Genomic DNA, 19,657 nt, shown 5'->3' with positions numbered 1-19,657 from the left:
TTAGCTTTAAATTCTTTAAAATATAAGTCTGAAAATTAGACTTTTTATTATCTTTGTAAAATCGTGAAGCAAAAAGGATTCCCTTTCCCTTATCCGCATAAGGAAAATTTCTTTTTTACTATCATGTATAAACCGTATTTGATTTCGGGGTGGAATTATGCTGCTACATAATTCTACCCTCTTTATTTTATTATGAGGTGTCTTCCATAAATCGTCCTTTTTAGTTAATACTACTTCCTATTCTCACCGTATCTCCTTCTAACTCATAGGTTAAAGGATAAGTAAGGCTTATAATGTAAAATACATTATGCAAGCTACTGTTCCGGATGGTTCCGGAAAATAGCACGTTCTTCAGTTTCTCGGAGTCAAACACGACTTTCACTCCGTACATCCGCTCCAGCGTAGTCGCGATCTCCGCTAAAGAGGATGAATTAAAAATCAACATATTGTTCCGCCAAAAGTCGATTTCACGCATATCCGAGATTACAGATTTAGTAAATGTCTGCTTGCTCTTATGGTATTCTACCTTTTCCCCGGGTTTCAACAAGGTTACGTCCGTTTTATTAGAAACCTTGACGCTTCCTTCTGCCAGCAGTGTTGTGACGGAATGATCATCACAATAGCCTTTCACATCAAAGGTGGTTCCCAACGCTTCTATCTCCAGATCATTGCAGCAGACGATAAAACGTTTATCTTTGTTTTTCGCCACTTCGAAATAGGCTTCTCCGTCCAAATAGATTTTCCGGTCGGATTTGTTGTACTCCGCATCATAAGAAAGATGAGTAGCCGAATTTAACCAGACTTTCGTTCCATCGGGCAAAGTCAGATTCGCTTTCTGTCCATAATCGACAGCCACCATGAAAGGGTCCTGTGACACCTTATTCATGTGTTCTACCCCAAAGTAAGTGGCCAGTCCCAAACAAACCGGTAATAAGATAGTGGCTGCCACCTTATATATAATAGGTTGCCAGCGCCGTTTCTTCGGAGATAGTATCTTGGGCTCATCCAGATTCCTCTGCAGATGGTTCCACATTTCTTCTTCCACTGTCTTATCGATTTCGACGGCTGCTTCTTTCCACATTTGCTCGCAAAGCAGATTAAACTCATTACGAATTCCGGGTTTACGAATCCATTCAATAAGTATCCTTCTTTCTTCAGAAGAGGCCTCCTTTTTGAAGAATTTTTCCAATAGTACTATGTAATCGTGTTGCTCCATAATTTTCCTGTTCTATTTATACTAGTCTTGAGAGACAGAAAAGGACTACAGAGAAATCGAAATAGTTCAGATATTAACTTTTATTAAAACTTCTATATTAGATATCATGTAAGAAGAGAGAGACTGAAAAGGCAATTATTCCCAGTTTGTCACGCAAGAAATCCAAAGAACGGTGTACCTGTGTGGCAACAGTCTTTTCCGAGATATTCAACTGGTCGGCTATCTCACGATAGTTCAACCCTGATTTCCAATAAAGCATAAAAACTTCCCGGCGCGCTGGAGGCAGTTCTTCTAAAAGTTTCAGGATATATTCTTCCAAAAACAAATAATCCAGTTCTTCATCTATCTCTACGGATTCGTCAGATGACTCATTCGCAAGCCTGTCTACATAATTTTGAAGCAGGAGTTCGCGTCTTACATAATGATATACCATGTTTTGGGATATTTTAAAAAGATAGCCGTCAAAATTCCCTTCCAGATCGATATTAAGCCGCTTCTCCCAGATATGGAGAAAAATATCTTGTGTGATATCTTTCGCCACCCCGGCATTGCTCACCATAGAAAGGACAAAATTATAAATGCGAGCATTGTATCCACGATACAATGCCTCAAAAGCATTTTTATTTCCTTCTTTCAATAATTGAAGTTGCTGGGTGGTAATCATTATAAAATAAGGTTAAATCATATATCGATTCAAAAATAGCGAAATAACTAAAGCCGACAACCAAAGCACTTGTTAAAATTTCAATAAATCAATATCATAGCATTTAAAAGGGAATAGAATACAAAAACACATCCTTGACATATCATATCATAAATTCAGCCATTTTGCTATAAAATTAATAGAAATTATTAATCAACAGCTACAATTTCGAACTTTTATTCCTACATTTGCGGTCAAATGATAACTTATTAACAAATTTCATAAATACCATGGCTAAAATAACGAAAGAAGCCGCTTTGCTCTATCATTCACAGGGCAAACCCGGTAAGATTGAGGTAGTGCCTACCAAACCTTACAGTACACAAACCGACTTATCACTCGCATATTCTCCCGGTGTAGCAGAACCTTGTCTCGAAATTGAGAAGAATCCGCAAGATGCGTATAAATATACGGCTAAAGGTAATCTGGTAGCCGTTATTTCCAACGGTACAGCCGTACTCGGACTGGGTGATATAGGTGCATTGAGCGGTAAACCTGTAATGGAAGGTAAAGGTCTGCTTTTCAAAATTTACGCGGGCATCGACGTTTTCGACATCGAAGTGGATGAAAAAGATCCAGAGAAATTTATTGCTGCAGTAAAGGCTATTGCTCCTACTTTCGGAGGTATCAACCTGGAAGACATCAAAGCTCCCGAATGTTTTGAAATCGAACGTCGCCTGAAAGAAGAACTGGATATACCTGTCATGCACGACGATCAGCACGGTACTGCTATTATCTCCAGTGCCGGTTTGGTGAATGCCCTGCAAGTGGCCGGAAAGAAAATCGAAGATGTAAAAATCGTTGTGAACGGTGCAGGTGCATCTGCCGTATCTTGTACTAAATTGTATGTGTCACTGGGTGCACGTCTCGAAAACATCGTCATGCTGGATAGTAAAGGCGTTATCAGCAAGGCGCGCACGGATCTGAACGAACAGAAAAGATTTTTTGCAACCGACCGCACGGATATTCACACGCTGGAAGAAGCAATCAAAGGTGCAGATGTATTCCTCGGCCTGTCGAAAGGAAATGTGTTAAGCCAGGATATGGTGCGCAGCATGGCTCCGATGCCGATTGTGTTCGCATTGGCTAACCCGACACCAGAAATCTCTTACGAAGATGCCATGGCAGCACGTCCTGACGTACTGATGGCTACCGGACGTTCTGACTATCCGAACCAGATTAATAATGTAATCGGTTTCCCGTATATCTTCCGCGGTGCTTTGGATACTCACGCTAAAGCTATCAACGAAGAGATGAAGATTGCAGCCGTACACGCTATCGCTAATCTGGCAAAACAGCCGGTACCCGATGTAGTTAATGCGGCATACCACGTGAACAACCTCTCTTTCGGCGCGGAATACTTTATCCCGAAACCGGTAGATCCACGCCTCATCACCGAAGTTTCCTGCGCAGTGGCAAAAGCTGCTATGGAAAGCGGAGTGGCTCGCACTGAAATCAAAGACTGGGATGCTTACTGTGTTCACCTGCGCGAATTGATGGGTTATGAGTCCAAACTGACCCGCCAACTGTATGATACAGCCCGCCGTTCACCGCAACGTGTCGTATTTGCCGAAGGTATCCATCCGAATATGCTGAAAGCTGCCGTTGAAGCGAAAGCCGAAGGTATCTGTCATCCTATCTTATTAGGAAATGACGAGGCTATCGGAAAACTGGCAGAAGAAATGGATCTTAGCCTGGAAGGTATTGAAATCGTCAATCTCCGTCACCCGGACGAATCGGAACGCCGCGAACGTTACTCACGCATTCTTGCAGAAAAACGTGCACGCGAAGGCTTTACTTATGAAGAAGCCAACGATAAAATGTTCGAACGCAACTACTTCGGTATGATGATGGTGGAAACAGGAGATGCGGATGCTTTCATCACCGGACTTTATACAAGATATAGCAATACGATCAAAGTGGCCAAAGAAGTAATCGGTATCCAACCGGGCTTCAAACACTTCGGAACAATGCATATCCTGAACTCCAAGAAAGGTACTTACTTCCTGGCAGACACACTGATTAACCGCCACCCGGATACGGAAACATTGATTGACATCGCTAAATTGTCTGATAAAACAGTTCGCTTCTTCAATCACACGCCGGTTATCTCAATGTTGTCATACTCCAACTTCGGTGCTGATACTGCAGGTAGCCCTGTGAAAGTGCACGAAGCTGTTGCCCACATGCAGGAAGAATATCCGGAACTGGCTATTGACGGTGAAATGCAGGTAAACTTTGCCATGAACCGCGAATTGCGTGATACCAAATATCCGTTTACCCGCCTGAAAGGAAAAGATGTAAATACATTGATTTTCCCGAACTTGAGTTCAGCAAACGCCGGTTACAAACTGTTGCAGGCAATGGACCCGGATACGGAATTCATCGGCCCTATCCAGATGGGATTGAACAAACCTATTCATTTCACCGATTTCGAAAGCTCTGTCCGCGACATTGTCAATATCACAGCTGTAGCCGTGATCGACGCCATCGTTGACAAAAAGAAAAGAGGAGGTAAATGAAACGTCCGTTATCCAAATCACAAATAGTTTGCATCAGCCTGCTTTGGTTGGCGCTTTGCTATCTAGTTCTGACAAAAGCCGAACGAATTGACGGGATGACGGCGGTAATGCTTGGCATTTCGGCAGCATTAGTGTTTATTCCTGTCTATAAGTCGATCAAAAAGAACAAATAAATATCTTTTTTCCTATTTTTAATGCGATAAAATATCAAATTTGATGTTTTATCGCATTTTTCTTTATAAAATGTTTGCTAGTTCAATTTTTATCTTTACTTTTGCAACCGAAAATAAATATCCGATGTACCCATACGCAGATGTGCAAATCTGCTATATAGCACAAAAGCACATAGTCAAACGGTATATTAGCAAATTGTCAAATTAGCACTTTATTTATATCAACCAATTAAAGAAAAAAAAGATTATGAATGCAGCAAAGGTATTAGACGATCTGAAAAGAAGATTTCCCAATGAACCGGAGTATCATCAAGCAGTAGAAGAAGTACTTTCTACTATTGAAGAAGAATACAACAAACATCCGGAGTTTGATAAAGTAAACTTGATCGAACGTTTGTGTATTCCTGATAGAGTATATCAGTTCCGTGTGACTTGGATGGACGATAAAGGTAATATTCAGACCAATATGGGTTACCGTGTTCAGCATAACAACGCAATCGGCCCTTACAAAGGCGGTATCCGTTTCCACGCATCTGTGAACCTTTCTATCTTGAAGTTCCTTGCCTTTGAACAAACATTCAAAAACTCACTGACTACTCTGCCAATGGGTGGTGGTAAAGGTGGTTCCGACTTCTCTCCTCGTGGAAAGTCAAATGCCGAAGTAATGCGTTTCGTACAGGCATTCATGCTGGAACTGTGGCGTCACATCGGTCCTGAAACTGACGTTCCTGCTGGTGACATCGGTGTTGGTGGCCGTGAAGTAGGTTTCATGTTCGGTATGTATAAAAAACTGGCTCATGAATTTACCGGAACATTTACAGGTAAAGGCCGCGAATTCGGTGGTTCACTGATTCGTCCGGAAGCTACAGGTTACGGTAACATCTACTTCCTGATGGAAATGTTGAAGAGAAAAGGAACTGACTTGAAAGGTAAAGTTTGTCTGGTTTCTGGTTCTGGTAACGTTGCTCAATATACAATCGAAAAAGTAATCGAACTGGGTGGTAAAGTAGTTACTTGCTCTGACTCTGACGGTTATATCTACGATCCGGACGGTATCGACCGCGAAAAACTGGATTATATCATGGAACTGAAGAATCTGTACCGTGGCCGTATCCGTGAATACGCAGAAAAATATGGTTGCAAATATGTAGAAGGAGCTAAACCTTGGGGTGAAAAATGTGATATCGCTCTTCCTTCTGCTACTCAAAATGAATTGAACGGTGACCACGCTCGTCAGTTGGTAGCAAACGGTTGTATCGCTGTATCTGAAGGTGCTAACATGCCTTCTACTCCGGAAGCTATCAAAGTATTCCAGGATGCAAAAATCCTTTATGCTCCGGGTAAAGCTGCTAACGCCGGTGGTGTATCAGTATCAGGTCTTGAAATGACTCAAAACTCTATCAAATTAAGCTGGAGCGCTGAAGAAGTAGACGAAAAGCTGAAGAGTATCATGAAGAATATCCACGAAGCTTGCGTTCAGTACGGTACAGAAGCTGACGGATACGTAAACTATGTGAAGGGTGCTAACGTAGCCGGATTCATGAAGGTTGCTAAAGCAATGATGGCACAAGGTATCGTATAATCAGCAAAAGATATATAAGCTATAGTTTATTTAAAAGCTCCCGTCTTCCGTGAAGGAAGTGCGGGAGTTTTTTTATGCAATAAAAAGATGTACGACACCCAGGTGTCAGCACAATAATCTTTGTAGAAAAATAAATAGCAGACAATACACACAATTCATAGTTATTCTCTATCTTTAGATAGAAATTATCTGTTTGACAAGCGAGCAAAAGAAGCCTATCTTTGTTATATATTATAAACCCCGGATGAAAGAATAAAAGGAAACAGTCTGCTTATACTTGTATCCGACTAAAAAATCTATTTATGGAAAAGAAAAAACTTACTGCAGCGAACGGTCGTCCTATCGCTGACAATCAAAACTCGCAAACCGCAGGTCAACGCGGACCTGTAATGTTACAAGATCCCTGGCTTATAGAGAAGCTTGCCCATTTTGATCGTGAAGTAATTCCTGAAAGACGTATGCACGCTAAAGGTTCGGGAGCTTACGGTACGTTTACTGTCACCCATGACATTACAAAGTACACCCGTGCTGCTATTTTCAGTAAAGTCGGAAAACAAACAGAATGTTTTGTCCGTTTCTCCACCGTAGCCGGAGAACGTGGAGCTGCTGATGCAGAACGTGACATCCGTGGTTTTGCTATGAAATTCTATACGGAAGAAGGTAACTGGGATTTGGTGGGTAACAACACTCCTGTATTCTTCTTACGTGATCCGCTTAAATTTCCGGATCTGAATCATGCCATCAAACGAGATCCGAAAACAAATATGCGTAGCCCGAACAGTAACTGGGACTTCTGGACGCTTTTACCAGAAGCATTACATCAGGTTACTATCACTATGAGTCCGCGTGGTATTCCTTATTCATATCGCCACATGCACGGATTCGGCAGTCATACTTATAGTTTTATCAATGCAGAAAATCAACGTATTTGGGTTAAATTCCATCTGCGTACCTTGCAGGGTATCAAGAATCTGACAGACCAGGAAGCAGAAGCAATAGTTGCTAAAGATCGCGAATCTCATCAACGTGATCTCTTCGAGAGCATCGAAAAGGGCGATTATCCGAAATGGTTATTCCAGATTCAGTTAATGACGGAGGAAGAAGCGGACAACTATCGTATCAACCCGTTTGACCTGACTAAAGTATGGCCGCACAAAGATTTCCCTCTACAAGATGTTGGTGTCCTTGAACTGAACCGCAACCCGGAAAATTATTTTGCTGAAGTGGAACAAGCTGCTTTCAACCCGATGAATATTGTAGACGGTATCGGTCTGTCTCCCGACAAAATGTTACAAGGTCGTTTATTCTCTTATGGCGACGCACAACGTTATCGTCTAGGGGTGAATGCAGAACAAATTCCGGTCAACAAACCTCGTTGTCCTTTCCACGCCTATCATCGTGACGGTGCTATGCGCGTAGACGGTAACTACGGTGCTACTAAAGGGTATGAACCGAACAGTTACGGCGAATGGCAGGATTCTCCTACTATGAAAGAACCGCCTCTTAAAGTTACCGGTGAAGTTTACAACTACAATGAACGGGAATATGATGACGACTATTATAGCCAACCGGGTGACTTATTCCGACTGATGCCAGCTGAAGAACAACAATTATTGTTCGAAAATACAGCTCGCGCCATGGGAGACTCCGAATTGTTTATCAAACAACGTCATGTGCGCAACTGCTACAAAGCCGATCCTGCATATGGAACAGGAGTTGCCAAAGCGCTGGGTATTGACTTACAAGAGGCTTTGAAAGAATAATCTGCTATCACTTTCCTCTACAGGTACTCCTTCTTCCCAAAGAAAGAGTACCTGTTTTCTTATACCCCATAAGGTATAATTCATAAATCTACAACTAAATTTATACCCTAAAGGGTGTAAAATAGAAAATTTACATTATCTTTGTACCCAAAAGGGTATAATATGAACGATAAATCATTATCAGAATACGTCAAGCAAATGCGTAAAGAACATAACTTGACCCAAGTAGAGCTGTCCGAAAAATCAGGAGTCGGATTACGTTTTGTACGCGAACTCGAACAGAGGAAACAGACTTTGCGTCTTGATAAAGTAAATCAAGTGCTTAGTCTCTTTGGAACGGAAGTGGGTGTTGTACCAATAAGTAAATTCAACAAGCTATGAGACAAGCACTCATATACAACCAAGACCAGTTGGCAGGATTGCTTACAGAAGATGAAAATGGCTATACCTTTCAATATGATACAGCCTACATTAAATCCAGCGATGCGGAATCTATCAGCCTCACACTGCCAATCTCGGAAAAGCCATATACAAGTCTAATATTATTCCCATTCTTTGACGGTCTTATTCCTGAAGGCTGGCTTTTAGATATTGCTGAAAAAAGTTGGAAGATAAATCGACGTGACCGTATGTCACTACTGCTTGCCTGTTGCAAAGATTGTATCGGTGCAGTTAGTGTGATTCCCATCTTAAATAAAGAATAATGATGAGCAGATGCCTATATTGTTATCAGGAACTTGGCGAGGGAGAAACTGATTTTCACCCTCAATGCGGAAAGAAAATATTTGGGAGCAAAACAGTTCCTCTCCTACCTTATACAAAAGCGGATATTAAGCAACTTGCCGAACAAGTCATACGCTCACAAACCACACTTACAGGAGTGCAAGCAAAATTGTCTCTCGATATATCATCGTCCCCCAACCAACCGCAACGCTTTACTATCGTTGGTTTATGGGGACGTTATATTCTCAAACCGCAAACGGAACAATTTAAATACATGCCTGAAGTTGAGGATTTAACGATGCATCTTGCCGAATTGGCTAAAGTGAACGTTGTCCCTCATTCATTGATTCGTTTTGCCGATGGCGAATTGGCCTATATCACTAAACGCATAGATAGAACCGCAAAGGGTGAAAAGTTGCCAATGGAGGATATGTGCCAGCTCTCGGAACGCCTCACAGAGTATAAATATAAGGGTTCTTATGAAAAGATAGCAAAGATAATTATGCAATATTCCTCTGTGCCAAAACTTGACGTAATAAATTTCTGGGAACAAGTCGTTTTCTCATGGCTGACCGGAAATGCGGATATGCATCTGAAAAACTTTTCACTTTATAGTCAGCGTAAAGGCTATTATTCACTGACCCCGGGATATGACATGATCTCTACGGCACTCCTCATGCCGGAGGACACTGAAAAATTGGCTTTGACACTTTATGGAAAAAGACGCAAAATCAAGCGTTCTGATTTTGAAGTTGCCATGAATAGTTGCAGTTTAGAGAAAAAGATCATAGACAACCTATTTTCTAAATTTACCAAAGTTGCCGAAAAATGGTTAGAGTTCATAGATATTTCTTTCTTGCCCAAAGAAATGAAGCAACAGTACAAGTTGATTATAACAAGGAAGTTAGATTTATTATAAAAACAGTGCGGGGATTTAAAAAGGAATAATTCATTTATAACATTAATTTTAAAAAGGCGCTAATTTTATTGAATTACTTAAGTGATGAAGTACTGCATTTCAAAAAAGAAACTTAACTTTGCAACCAAGTTTTATAAAAGAGACTGAATTAGTAAACTAAAAAGGAAAATCAAATGAAAATTAAGACTTTAATAGCCTATTTCATCTTTACATGTGCAATATCTTCCTGCATACAGGATGAAGCATTAAATTCAGAAGCAGCCATTGATGTTTGTTCAGGCGATGATGTGCAATTGGCAAATATCGATGCAGATTCTAAAGTAATCAATGTATATGTAAATAAAGGAGCCGACCTTTCCAAACAAAAATTAGAATTTACACTTCCACAAGGAGCTACAATTAAAGTAAATACTCCAATAACTGGAGATACTGAATCTACCTATGATTTCAGCGAAGAATCGCACTCCCGTAAATTCACTGTTACATCAGAAGACGGTCAATGGCAGCCTGTTTATACCGTTAATGTGATTTTAGCGGAATTACCTACCCTTTTCAAATTTGAAGAATTACTGACAACCTCCAGTGAATACGATACATTTTACGAATTTACACCTGCAACCTCACAAGAAATATCTAAAGTATTACAATGGTCAAGCGGTAATCCCGGTTTTAAATTAACGGGTATGGCTAATTCTAGAATAGATTACCCAACAGTACAAGTTGCAAATGGTTTTAAAGGTAAGGCTGTAAAGCTAGAAACTCGTAATACTGGAGATTTTGGTGCAATGGTAAAAATGTATATTGCTGCTGGAAATTTATTTATCGGGACATTTGAAGTAGAAAATGCACTGACAAATCCTAGAAAAGCAACGAACTTTGGTTTTCAATTTTATAAACATCCCATAGCACTTAAAGGATATTATAAATTTAAAGCTGGGGAAGTTTATTCTGTAGAAGGACAGCCACAAACCGGAAAAAGGGACAAATGTGATATTTATGCTGTTATGTATGAGGCAGAAAATAATTCTATCATGCTTAATGGTGATAACGTATTTAACTCTGATAAATTGGTATTATTAGCACGAATAGAACCTAAAGATATTGTTGAATCAGATGAATGGAATGAGTTTACTATACATTTCGAATCAGTAAAAGGACGAGAAATTGACGATACGAAACTACAAAACGGTAAATATAAATTAGGTATTGTACTATCATCCAGCGTAGATGGCGCCTATTTTAGAGGAGCTGTCGGTAGCACTCTATACGTTGATGAGCTAGAACTTATTTGTAAAGAATAAATAAAACTAACACAATGAAAAAATATCAATCAATCAATATCATAGTTGTGCTGCTATTTGTAAGCATATTCACAGCTCAAGCACAGGAAGAAAGAAACCAAGGTATCATCTGGTCTTATTTACATGGATGGGAATATGGAATAAAAGCCGGTTTCAATATTGGTGGAACTTCACCATTACCTCTACCAAAAGAAATCCGTAAAATTGATAGTTATGCACCAGGAATCGCAATTTCAATTGAAGGTAATGCGACGAAGTGGTTCGATCCCAAATGGGGGATGACTGTAGGAGTGCGACTTGAAAATAAGAATATGACCACCGAAGCTACCGTAAAAAATTACGGTATGAAAATTATCAACACCAATGGTGGAGAATTACAAGGATTATGGACAGGAGGAGTAAAGACCAAAGTTAAAAACTCATATCTGACAATTCCGGTGGTTGCTAACTATAAGATAAGCAAGCGTTGGAAATTGTCTGCAGGTCCATACATATCATACCTCATCGAAGGAGGATTCTCCGGACATGTATACAACGGTCATTTACGTACCCCGGACCAAACAGGTTCACGAGTTGTTTTCTCTGGGGAAAGCATAGCTACCTATGATTTTTCCGAAAATCTCCGAAAATTTCAATGGGGACTACAACTAGGCGGCGAATGGAGAGCATTTAAACATCTAAATGTATACGCTGACTTAACGTGGGGGATGAATGATATTTTCAAAAAAGATTTTGATACAATCTCATTTGCCATGTATCCTATTTATTTGAACGTGGGATTTGGATATGCATTTTAGCATATTGTTTTATACTAAACGATCCAGAATATTGTGTCAATAGAAAACTACGGGAATTCTTCTCGTAGTTTTTTATTTATGTATGGGCTAAATCAATAAATACAGGGTAGTATCGTAAGCGTCTCTGCGTTTCTATACCACCAAAAAGCGGGTATCTCTCATCAATAAAATAGTCCAATAAGGTTCAAACAGGCGTAAGATGGCTTGTTTTTGTTGCAATGAATCTATATAAATCCGGCTTGTATGGCTTAATAATCCCACTTTGATAGCCAGGGCTGTACAGCCTACATATGTAGGCTATAAAAAGATTACCGTTTCCAATGTATTATTTAGCTGCCAAATACAAGTTATCATCCTATAAAGTGAATATTCTTGTGGCTTCATATGGGTGTTTTTCCATGATACTACACTAAAGCGGATGCAGTAGGGGTATGATAGATACCTGTTTGAGAAATCATCTATCACACTTATCTTATTGAAAATTAGCTTAATATAAAAATAAATGATAGTATGGTAAATATTTTTCACTATGTAGTATTTGCTGAGTTCAAATTCATTGAAACTTTATATCCGGAGTTATTCTATAGTGAACAAATTCTTTTCTGTATCGTATATTGAATGACATTTTGGGTATGATTGCCATAAACAAATAATTATTCTCCCTCACTACAAAAAAATTCCCCACTGTCCAAAAACAGTAAGGGAAATTTATTTAATATTTATTTGATATATATACAGGATTTTACAGAAAAACGAGGATATCCTCATAGACACCCTCGTTTATACAATAAACACACATTAAATGTATGCCAACTTATATTATAACAATCTTATTCACATATTACTTCAAATTCATCCACAATCAAAGTACTACCACCAGCACCTTTAAATAAATCACCATCTTTACTTGAAGAGCAAACTATAGCAAATTTATATTTTGCATTTCGATCATACTCTTGTAAATATTCAAATTCAATGTTAAAAGGAGTATATTCTTTAATATCCTCAACGATAATATTAGCAACAGCAACTCTTAATTCCGAAGTGTTCACATCGTGACCTGTCAATACAATCTCTTTACCATCCTCGCCTGTTTGCACTTTATACAATACGGCTTGAATCTGTCCTTTATCTTTAATATCAACCGGTTTTACATCTTCATAATTAGAAGCATCAAGATAATTAGAACCTGATTCATATTTATAAACACCCTTAAAACAAAGCGGTTTTCCACCTAAACTAACTGTTTCTGCATCAAGACCAAATTTAGTACAACTCAACCTATCACCTTGTAAAGCAGGCATCATATCAAATTTACCAATAAAAATAGAACCGGCAGTAATCTTCGGAACTAATGAATTTGGCTCATTTGGATATTCAAAAGTTATCAGTTTAGCCGCATACGTACCATCCTCTCTAGTTTCCTTTCTCAACAAAGTACCACCTAAAATACCAGCTCCAGCAGCACTTCCTGCCCACAAATCTTTGGGTAACAGTTCATCATTCTTACTACCTTCCTTCCAGTCTTCAAAAGAATATTTCAATACCTTACGAGTACCTTCCACAAAAGCTGTATAAACTTTCACGGTGCCATCTTCCGCCGTCACAGTATAAGTCACTTTCTTATTATTCGAGAAGTCCTGTGCTACGCCGGAAGCCGGAGTAATAGTTGCTCCTTCAGATATTTCAATAATAGGAGTAAACTTTAAAGATTCTACTTCCTCATTAACAGCAAAAACAATCGTACCAGCTTCTTCATTTATAACTGGTTGTTCTACTACTGCCTCATCGTCAATAATAAAACTTGTTATTTTAGCCTCCGAACTTTCACTACCTGTCAATTTACGACCAACAAAAGTAGCCTTTACATTTTGATTTAAAGGAGCACCAACCTTTACACCTATTTCAATATTAATATTGCTACCTTTCACAGTACCAGAAATACTAACAGGGCAATTACCAAGTGGCTGTACCAAATCTAGATTCTGTTGACCTTCAAAAGCATAACCACTATCTATAGCTTTCACAGTGCAAGGATCAACTTCAATATCACCAACATTTACCAAAAAAGTAAAATTCTTCAATGATAATGCAATTTGGTTAGTTCCCTTATTAGACTGTGAAATTGTGATTTTTTGATTTTCGGTAGTTCCCATTTGATTACCATCCACATTTACAGACAGATTACCAACATAGCCTCCAGCCAATTCTGTATCTATCGGATATTTCACTTCATCGTCATCATCACTACAACTCATGAATATGCTAACAGAACAAACAAGCATAAACAAGTACAATAAACTCTTCTTCATAATTCTCATAATTAATTAATAATCTATTTGATCACAAAAACGAGTGCAAAGTAACAACTTTATAATAATTCACACAAGGTCAATTCTTTGTATTTTATGTTCTATTTTTAAGATTATAAGACCATATTTCCTGTCTATATAGACTTTTTTAAGGTTAATATTCACACTATACGGTATGCTACGGAAGATTTAAATCATATTTTAATTTAGTTAAAAAGACCAACGGTCAGAAAATAGAATCTTATCAATTCCAACACATAAAAAAACGATCCTCCTAGTACTTCCAAAATTTGTTTCACATTAAATTATTGCGAGTTCCACTTAAAAAGGCATCAACACTACTCCCAGCTTCTTCTTTCCATCCATCTTGACCACCATCGGTTTCTCAAAGCGAACATGACGAAGATATTTCGTTTCTTCCACCGCAGGTTGCGCATTGAGGAAGTCCTGATTATACACACCATCATTCATAAAGGCGTTAATAGTAAAATATCCAACTCCAAATGAAGTCAAATTTTGGAAAAAGTGTGTCCCTTGACTTGGATCTACCCGATAATTAGTCAATCCGGCTTCCACAATCACACGGGCAGCCGAAATATGCGGCCACTTCACAGGGATGCCGAGCCAAGTATCGCTGCTTCCCCAACGTCCCGGACCGACAAGCACATAATTCTTTCCTTCATTCAAGAATTGTTGGTTAATCTTTTCTATCTCCCAGGCAATTGTCTGATTGTTGGAGGCACTATAATTATCGGTCTTTACATAGACCACATCATAAATATCATTCATGATACCATGTCCCAATGAATTATATGAGCGGAGAATCACATCTTCATCCGGTATCTCGTTCAAATCCTCATCCAGCATTTCTTTACTGTCTACGATAGGACGGATCTGCAACAGATAGAAAGTTCCGGATTTATCATGTTCGCGACTTAACGTTGCTGCAAATTCAATTTCAACCGGACGGCGCATCTCCTGTTCACCATATTTCAATACTAACTGCAGAATACGAGCTAACGGAAAAACATCATGTTGCAGGATATTAGCAAAAGTAATCACCTTACGTCCTCCCGGATATAAACCATCACGAATGATCTGATCGTACGGATCGTAGGTAGAAGCAATATAACGCAGAGCACCGTCACTTTCTGCCTCTTTGACATGAAGTTTCAGCAAATTAAAACCATCGTCGATAGAAAAATCATGTCCGGCATTTTTCAAATCCAATGCATAGAAACGGGTTTGAGTCTCCTTGAGAGCAATTTCCATTTCGCTGGTCTGTAACACCTGATTAGGATGATAAGGAGAAAAACGAAGGGTCATGCCACCGTCAACAATATATTTTCCTAATCCCAAAGCCAGATTCACCGTTCCCTCTTCTGCCTTTTCATTCCCCAACGGATAATAATTGAGCGAGCGTGCCACACCGGACATGGAAGGATAATAACGGTCACCATACTGATTGCCAACTACTTCCTGTAAGATAACAGCCATTTTCTCCTGATCGATTACATTCGACGTAGCTTGCATATACGCTTTGCTGTCACGGAAATAAACCGAAGCATACACCCCTTTGATGGCATCGGAAAGCATCCGCAACATTTCATAGCGGTCGTCCAGATAAGGAATCATGTAAGTGTTGTAAATTCCGGCAAACGGTTGATAGTGAGAATCCTCCAACAAGGAAGAAGACCGAATGGCAATCGGAGACTTCACGACATCGAAGAAAGTGAAAAAGTCCTCTATCAACCGGTCCGGTAATTTAGCCTTCAGGAAGTATTTCAAAATCGTAGCATCATCCGCATCCGACAGTGCAATCTGATACAAGTTGTTGGTGTCCATGAACTCATCAAAGACATCCGTACAAAGCACCACTGTTTTAGGAATAGCAATACGCGCATTTTCAAACTCGTCAAACTCCGGATGACGCTTCACCATATTATCAATAAATGCCAGTCCACGCCCTTTTCCTCCGAGAGAGCCATCCCCGATACGGGCAAAGTTAGAATAACGGTCGAAGCGATCGCGCTTAAAGACCGCCACAACTCCCTGGTTCTTCATCTTACGATATTTCACAATCGCCTCAAAGATGATTTTACGGTGAGCATCCACATCCTGAAGACTATTCCAGGTTATCGGTTTCAAAAATTCAGCCACCGGGAACATGGCACGTGAATAAAACCAACGCGACACGTGATTCCTGCTGATATGATATAAGAAAGATTCCGCAGGTACGGCAAAAAGAATGTTTTGCAGCTCCTTCAAATTCCGGACGCGGGCAATCTCCTCCCCGGTATCCGGATTGCGGAAAATAAAATCACCAAAACCAAAATTATCGGAGACGATACGGCGCAAATCAACGTCCATCTTCTTGGAGTTCTTATCGATAAAGCTAGCACCATACTTGACTGCATAAGACGAATTTTCAGATTCGGAAGACTGAATAATCAAAGGAACAAACGGATCATTCTTACGTATCTCCGCACACAGCTTGATACCTGCCAGACCGTCTTTCTCTCCCCGTTCCACTTTCGGGAAACGGACGTCAGTGATTACCCCCAATATATTATTCTGATACTTATGATAGATCTCCATCGCCTCCTGATACGTACGTGCCAACACTATTTTAGGACGTCCGCGCATACGGAGCGTACGCTGGTGTGCATTCAAGGCTTCGGTAGAGAATTCCTGACTCTGCTTCAACACGAACTTATACAGATTCGGCAAAATGGAAGAATAGAAACGAATGCCATCTTCCACCAAAAGAATCAGCTGCACACCGACCTCCTGTACATCGTGTTCCAGATTCATCTTGTCCTCTATCAACTTAATGATAGACACCAACAGGTCGGTATTACCCAACCAGCAGAACACATATTCGAACGCACTTAAATCTTCATTGATAATCCGTTTGGTAATACCATGGCTAAAAGGAGTCAGTATGACGATAGGAATATGCTCGTATTTCTCTTTGATGTGACGGCCGATATCGAAACTGTCATTATCCCCCGTGCTCGGCATACAAATCACCAGGTCGAACGACATATTTTCCAACTGTGACAATGCTTCCTCCTCCGTAGATACCTGCGAGAAACGAGGTGGATAGCGCAGAGACAAAGAAGTGTATTCATTGAAAATCTTCTCATCAATGCGCCCGTCATCCTCCAACATGAAAGCATCGTAAGGATTAGCGATTAATAACACGTTAAAAATCCGCCTTGTCATCAAGTTAGCGAATTGCGTATCTTTGAAGTAAAGCTGGTTTAATTTATATTTACTAAGCATAAAGTCATTCTCCTTTCTTATTTCAAATCGTCTATCTGCAGAATCACATTTTGCAAAGTTAATTCTTTAAATCTCATTTTCCACCATCTTCTTTATAAAGTTTACTTGTTTATCTCTTATTATTTTGTAGATTTGTAACTTTAAGTTTATTCAAAAAGACTTTTTATTCACATGAAAAAAGTAACTTTATTAATGAGTGGAATCATGGTGATGTCATGCGCTCCCCAACAGAAAAAGCTAGTCTACCCCGAGACGGCAAAGGTAGACACCGTAGACGTGTACTTCGGTACACAAGTTCCCGACCCTTACAGATGGCTGGAAAATGACACCAGTGCAGCTACTACTGCCTGGGTAGAAGCACAAAACAAAGTAACGAATGAGTATCTAAGTCAGATTCCATTCCGGGAAAACTTGTTGAAACGATTGACCACACTGGCCGATTACGAGAAGATCAGTGCGCCAATCAAGAAACATGGCAAATATTACTTCAGTAAAAATGATGGCCTGCAAAACCAGAGTGTATTCTACGTACAGGATTCACTGGACGGCGAGCCTCGCGTTTTCCTCGACCCGAACAAGCTCTCGGACGATGGCACAGTGGCACTGACCGGTCTTTACTTCTCAAACGACGGCAAATATACCGCTTACAGTATCTCACGCAGCGGATCGGATTGGTCTGAAATATTTGTCATGGACACTGAAAGTGGCAAGTTATTGGAAGAGCACATCGAATGGGCCAAATTTACCGGTGCCGCCTGGCAGGGAGACGGCTTCTACTACAGCGCCTACGATGCTCCCGCCAAAGGAAAAGAATTCTCCAACGTAAACGAAAAGCACAAAATCTATTATCACAAAATAGGTGAACCGCAATCGAAAGATAAACTGATTTATCAGAATCCGGCTTATCCGAAACGTTTCTATACAGCCAGCACCAGCGAAGACGAACGTATTCTCTTCCTCACAGAATCCGGTGCCGGAAGAGGCAACAACTTATTTATAAGGGACCTGAAAAAGCCGAATTCTCCTTTTATCCAACTGACTACCGACCTTGACTACCAATACTACCCGATTGAAGTGATCGGCGATCAGATGTATATTTATACTAACTATGGCGCACCGAAAAACCGGATCATGGTAGCCGACATCAACCGTCCGAAACTGGAGGACTGGAAAGAACTCGTTCCCGAATCGGAAGCCGTTCTTTCAAACGCAGAAGTGATCGGTGGCAAACTGTTCCTTACTTACGACAAAGATGCTTCGAACCATGCATACGTTTACGGCCTCGACGGCAAACAAATTCAGGAGATTCAACTGCCGTCACTCGGTTCCGTAGGCTTTAGCGGCAACAAAGACGATAAAGAATGTTTCTTTGGATTCACTTCATTCACCATTCCGGGTGCCACTTACAAATATGATATGGACCAGAACACCTACGAACTATACCGTGCACCGAAAGTACAGTTCAACTCGGATGATTTTGTGACGGAACAAGTATTCTTTGCCAGCAAAGACGGTGTAAAAGTCCCGATGTTCCTTACCTATAAGAAAGATCTGAAGAAAGACGGCAAAAATCCTGTATTCCTCTACGGATACGGTGGTTTCGGCATCAGCCTCAACCCGGGTTTCAGTGCAATGCGCATCCCATTCCTCGAAAATGGCGGTATCTACGCACAAGTCAACCTGCGTGGTGGCAGCGAATACGGTGAAGACTGGCACGTAGCCGGAACTAAGATGCAGAAGCAGAATGTATTCGACGACTTCATCTCTGCTGCCGAATATCTTATCAACGAAAAATATACGAATAAAGACAAAATCGCCATTGTAGGTGGCTCCAACGGTGGTCTGCTGGTAGGTGCCTGCATGACACAGCGTCCGGACCTGTTCCGTGTAGCAATTCCGCAGGTAGGCGTGATGGATATGCTTCGCTATCATAAATTTACTATCGGTTGGAACTGGGCAAGCGATTACGGAACAAGCGAAGACAGCAAAGAAATGTTTGAATACCTCAAAGGCTATTCTCCATTGCACAACCTGAAACCGGGCACGAAATATCCGGCAACACTAGTGACCACTGCCGACCATGACGACCGTGTGGTTCCCGCCCATTCATTCAAGTTTGCCGCTACGCTGCAAGCAGACAACGACGGTACAAACCCGACACTAATCCGCATCGACAGCAAAGCAGGTCACGGTGCAGGCAAACCGATGGCAAAAGTACTTGAAGAACAGGCAGACATTTACGGTTTCATCATGTACAATTTGGACATGAAGCCGGATTTTAAGAAGTAAAAAGTACAAAGTATTAAATTCAGGTATCAAGTATTAAGTATTAGCACTGAATACTTGATACCTAATGCT

14 protein-coding genes are annotated in these 19,657 nt (G+C 40.3%); 10 read left to right on the top strand and 4 right to left on the bottom strand.

The features are described 5' to 3' along the window. Positions 1–220: 220 nt before the first annotated feature. Entirely contained in the window at positions 221–1,216 is a 996-nt protein-coding gene (locus N5O98_RS19270) for a FecR family protein (RefSeq protein ID WP_004326057.1), read from the bottom strand. Positions 1,217–1,313: 97 nt separating this feature from the next. Beyond that, positions 1,314–1,880, bottom strand: a complete 567-nt coding sequence (locus N5O98_RS19265) for an RNA polymerase sigma factor (protein ID WP_004297676.1) — start codon at positions 1,878–1,880, stop codon at positions 1,314–1,316. A gap of 269 nt (positions 1,881–2,149) precedes the next feature. On the opposite strand from N5O98_RS19265, the gene N5O98_RS19260 reads away from it, so the two are divergent. The 9 genes from N5O98_RS19260 to N5O98_RS19220 all read left to right on the top strand — a co-directional run bounded on the left by N5O98_RS19260 (position 2,150) and on the right by N5O98_RS19220 (position 11,699). Then, on the top strand, positions 2,150–4,441 hold the full coding sequence (locus N5O98_RS19260; protein WP_004306858.1) for an NADP-dependent malic enzyme: 2,292 nt from the start codon (positions 2,150–2,152) through the stop codon (positions 4,439–4,441). Next, a complete protein-coding gene (locus tag N5O98_RS19255; protein WP_004310082.1) occupies positions 4,438–4,614 on the top strand; it encodes a hypothetical protein in 177 nt (58 codons plus the stop codon). The genes N5O98_RS19260 and N5O98_RS19255 overlap by 4 nt, the downstream gene beginning before the upstream one ends. Before the next feature lie 247 nt (positions 4,615–4,861). Next, on the top strand, positions 4,862–6,196 hold the full coding sequence (locus tag N5O98_RS19250; RefSeq protein ID WP_004297671.1) for an NADP-specific glutamate dehydrogenase: 1,335 nt from the start codon (positions 4,862–4,864) through the stop codon (positions 6,194–6,196). Positions 6,197–6,498: 302 nt separating this feature from the next. Continuing rightward, positions 6,499–7,959, top strand: a complete 1,461-nt coding sequence (locus tag N5O98_RS19245) for a catalase (protein ID WP_004310080.1) — start codon at positions 6,499–6,501, stop codon at positions 7,957–7,959. Positions 7,960–8,121: 162 nt separating this feature from the next. Further along, positions 8,122–8,340, top strand: a complete 219-nt coding sequence (locus N5O98_RS19240) for a helix-turn-helix transcriptional regulator (RefSeq protein WP_118161301.1) — start codon at positions 8,122–8,124, stop codon at positions 8,338–8,340. Continuing rightward, entirely contained in the window at positions 8,337–8,663 is a 327-nt protein-coding gene (locus N5O98_RS19235) for a HipA N-terminal domain-containing protein (protein WP_004297663.1), read from the top strand. Before N5O98_RS19240 ends, N5O98_RS19235 begins: the two co-directional genes overlap by 4 nt. Positions 8,664–8,665: 2 nt before the next feature. Next, on the top strand, positions 8,666–9,601 hold the full coding sequence (locus tag N5O98_RS19230; RefSeq protein ID WP_008776321.1) for a HipA domain-containing protein: 936 nt from the start codon (positions 8,666–8,668) through the stop codon (positions 9,599–9,601). A 173-nt stretch (positions 9,602–9,774) separates the two neighbouring features. Beyond that, on the top strand, positions 9,775–10,902 hold the full coding sequence (locus N5O98_RS19225; protein ID WP_269495908.1) for a PCMD domain-containing protein: 1,128 nt from the start codon (positions 9,775–9,777) through the stop codon (positions 10,900–10,902). A 14-nt stretch (positions 10,903–10,916) separates the two neighbouring features. Beyond that, positions 10,917–11,699, top strand: coding sequence for a porin family protein (locus tag N5O98_RS19220; RefSeq protein ID WP_008650346.1), 783 nt, complete (start codon positions 10,917–10,919; stop codon positions 11,697–11,699). 830 nt (positions 11,700–12,529) lie between these two features. On the opposite strand, the gene N5O98_RS19215 is transcribed toward N5O98_RS19220, so the two are convergent. Continuing rightward, positions 12,530–14,011: a PCMD domain-containing protein gene (locus N5O98_RS19215; protein ID WP_022200237.1), complete on the bottom strand. Its 1,482-nt coding sequence runs from the start codon at positions 14,009–14,011 to the stop codon at positions 12,530–12,532. A gap of 321 nt (positions 14,012–14,332) precedes the next feature. Further along, positions 14,333–17,299, bottom strand: a complete 2,967-nt coding sequence (locus N5O98_RS19210; RefSeq protein WP_022200236.1) for a PEP/pyruvate-binding domain-containing protein — start codon at positions 17,297–17,299, stop codon at positions 14,333–14,335. A gap of 171 nt (positions 17,300–17,470) precedes the next feature. On the opposite strand from N5O98_RS19210, the gene N5O98_RS19205 reads away from it, so the two are divergent. Next, positions 17,471–19,588, top strand: a complete 2,118-nt coding sequence (locus N5O98_RS19205; RefSeq protein WP_004297998.1) for a prolyl oligopeptidase family serine peptidase — start codon at positions 17,471–17,473, stop codon at positions 19,586–19,588. Positions 19,589–19,657 lie beyond the last annotated feature (69 nt).

This window comes from Bacteroides sp. LFL-34 (assembly GCF_027257075.1).
GTDB lineage: Bacteria > Bacteroidota > Bacteroidia > Bacteroidales > Bacteroidaceae > Bacteroides > Bacteroides ovatus.
Note: the sequence above shows the minus strand (reverse complement) of the source record. Positions and strands in the feature narration are given on the sequence as shown.

Bases quoted from the DNA above. Each gene is read 5' to 3' on its own strand.
- N5O98_RS19270 (WP_004326057.1), bottom strand. From the start codon at position 1,216: ATGGAGCAACACGATTACATAGTACTATTGGAAAAATTCTTCAAAAAG.
- N5O98_RS19265 (WP_004297676.1), bottom strand. From the start codon at position 1,880: ATGATTACCACCCAGCAACTTCAATTATTGAAAGAAGGAAATAAAAAT.
- N5O98_RS19260 (WP_004306858.1), top strand. From the start codon at position 2,150: ATGGCTAAAATAACGAAAGAAGCCGCTTTGCTCTATCATTCACAGGGC.
- N5O98_RS19255 (WP_004310082.1), top strand. From the start codon at position 4,438: ATGAAACGTCCGTTATCCAAATCACAAATAGTTTGCATCAGCCTGCTT.
- N5O98_RS19250 (WP_004297671.1), top strand. From the start codon at position 4,862: ATGAATGCAGCAAAGGTATTAGACGATCTGAAAAGAAGATTTCCCAAT.
- N5O98_RS19245 (WP_004310080.1), top strand. From the start codon at position 6,499: ATGGAAAAGAAAAAACTTACTGCAGCGAACGGTCGTCCTATCGCTGAC.
- N5O98_RS19240 (WP_118161301.1), top strand. From the start codon at position 8,122: ATGAACGATAAATCATTATCAGAATACGTCAAGCAAATGCGTAAAGAA.
- N5O98_RS19235 (WP_004297663.1), top strand. From the start codon at position 8,337: ATGAGACAAGCACTCATATACAACCAAGACCAGTTGGCAGGATTGCTT.
- N5O98_RS19230 (WP_008776321.1), top strand. From the start codon at position 8,666: ATGAGCAGATGCCTATATTGTTATCAGGAACTTGGCGAGGGAGAAACT.
- N5O98_RS19225 (WP_269495908.1), top strand. From the start codon at position 9,775: ATGAAAATTAAGACTTTAATAGCCTATTTCATCTTTACATGTGCAATA.
- N5O98_RS19220 (WP_008650346.1), top strand. From the start codon at position 10,917: ATGAAAAAATATCAATCAATCAATATCATAGTTGTGCTGCTATTTGTA.
- N5O98_RS19215 (WP_022200237.1), bottom strand. From the start codon at position 14,011: ATGAAGAAGAGTTTATTGTACTTGTTTATGCTTGTTTGTTCTGTTAGC.
- N5O98_RS19210 (WP_022200236.1), bottom strand. From the start codon at position 17,299: ATGCTTAGTAAATATAAATTAAACCAGCTTTACTTCAAAGATACGCAA.
- N5O98_RS19205 (WP_004297998.1), top strand. From the start codon at position 17,471: ATGAAAAAAGTAACTTTATTAATGAGTGGAATCATGGTGATGTCATGC.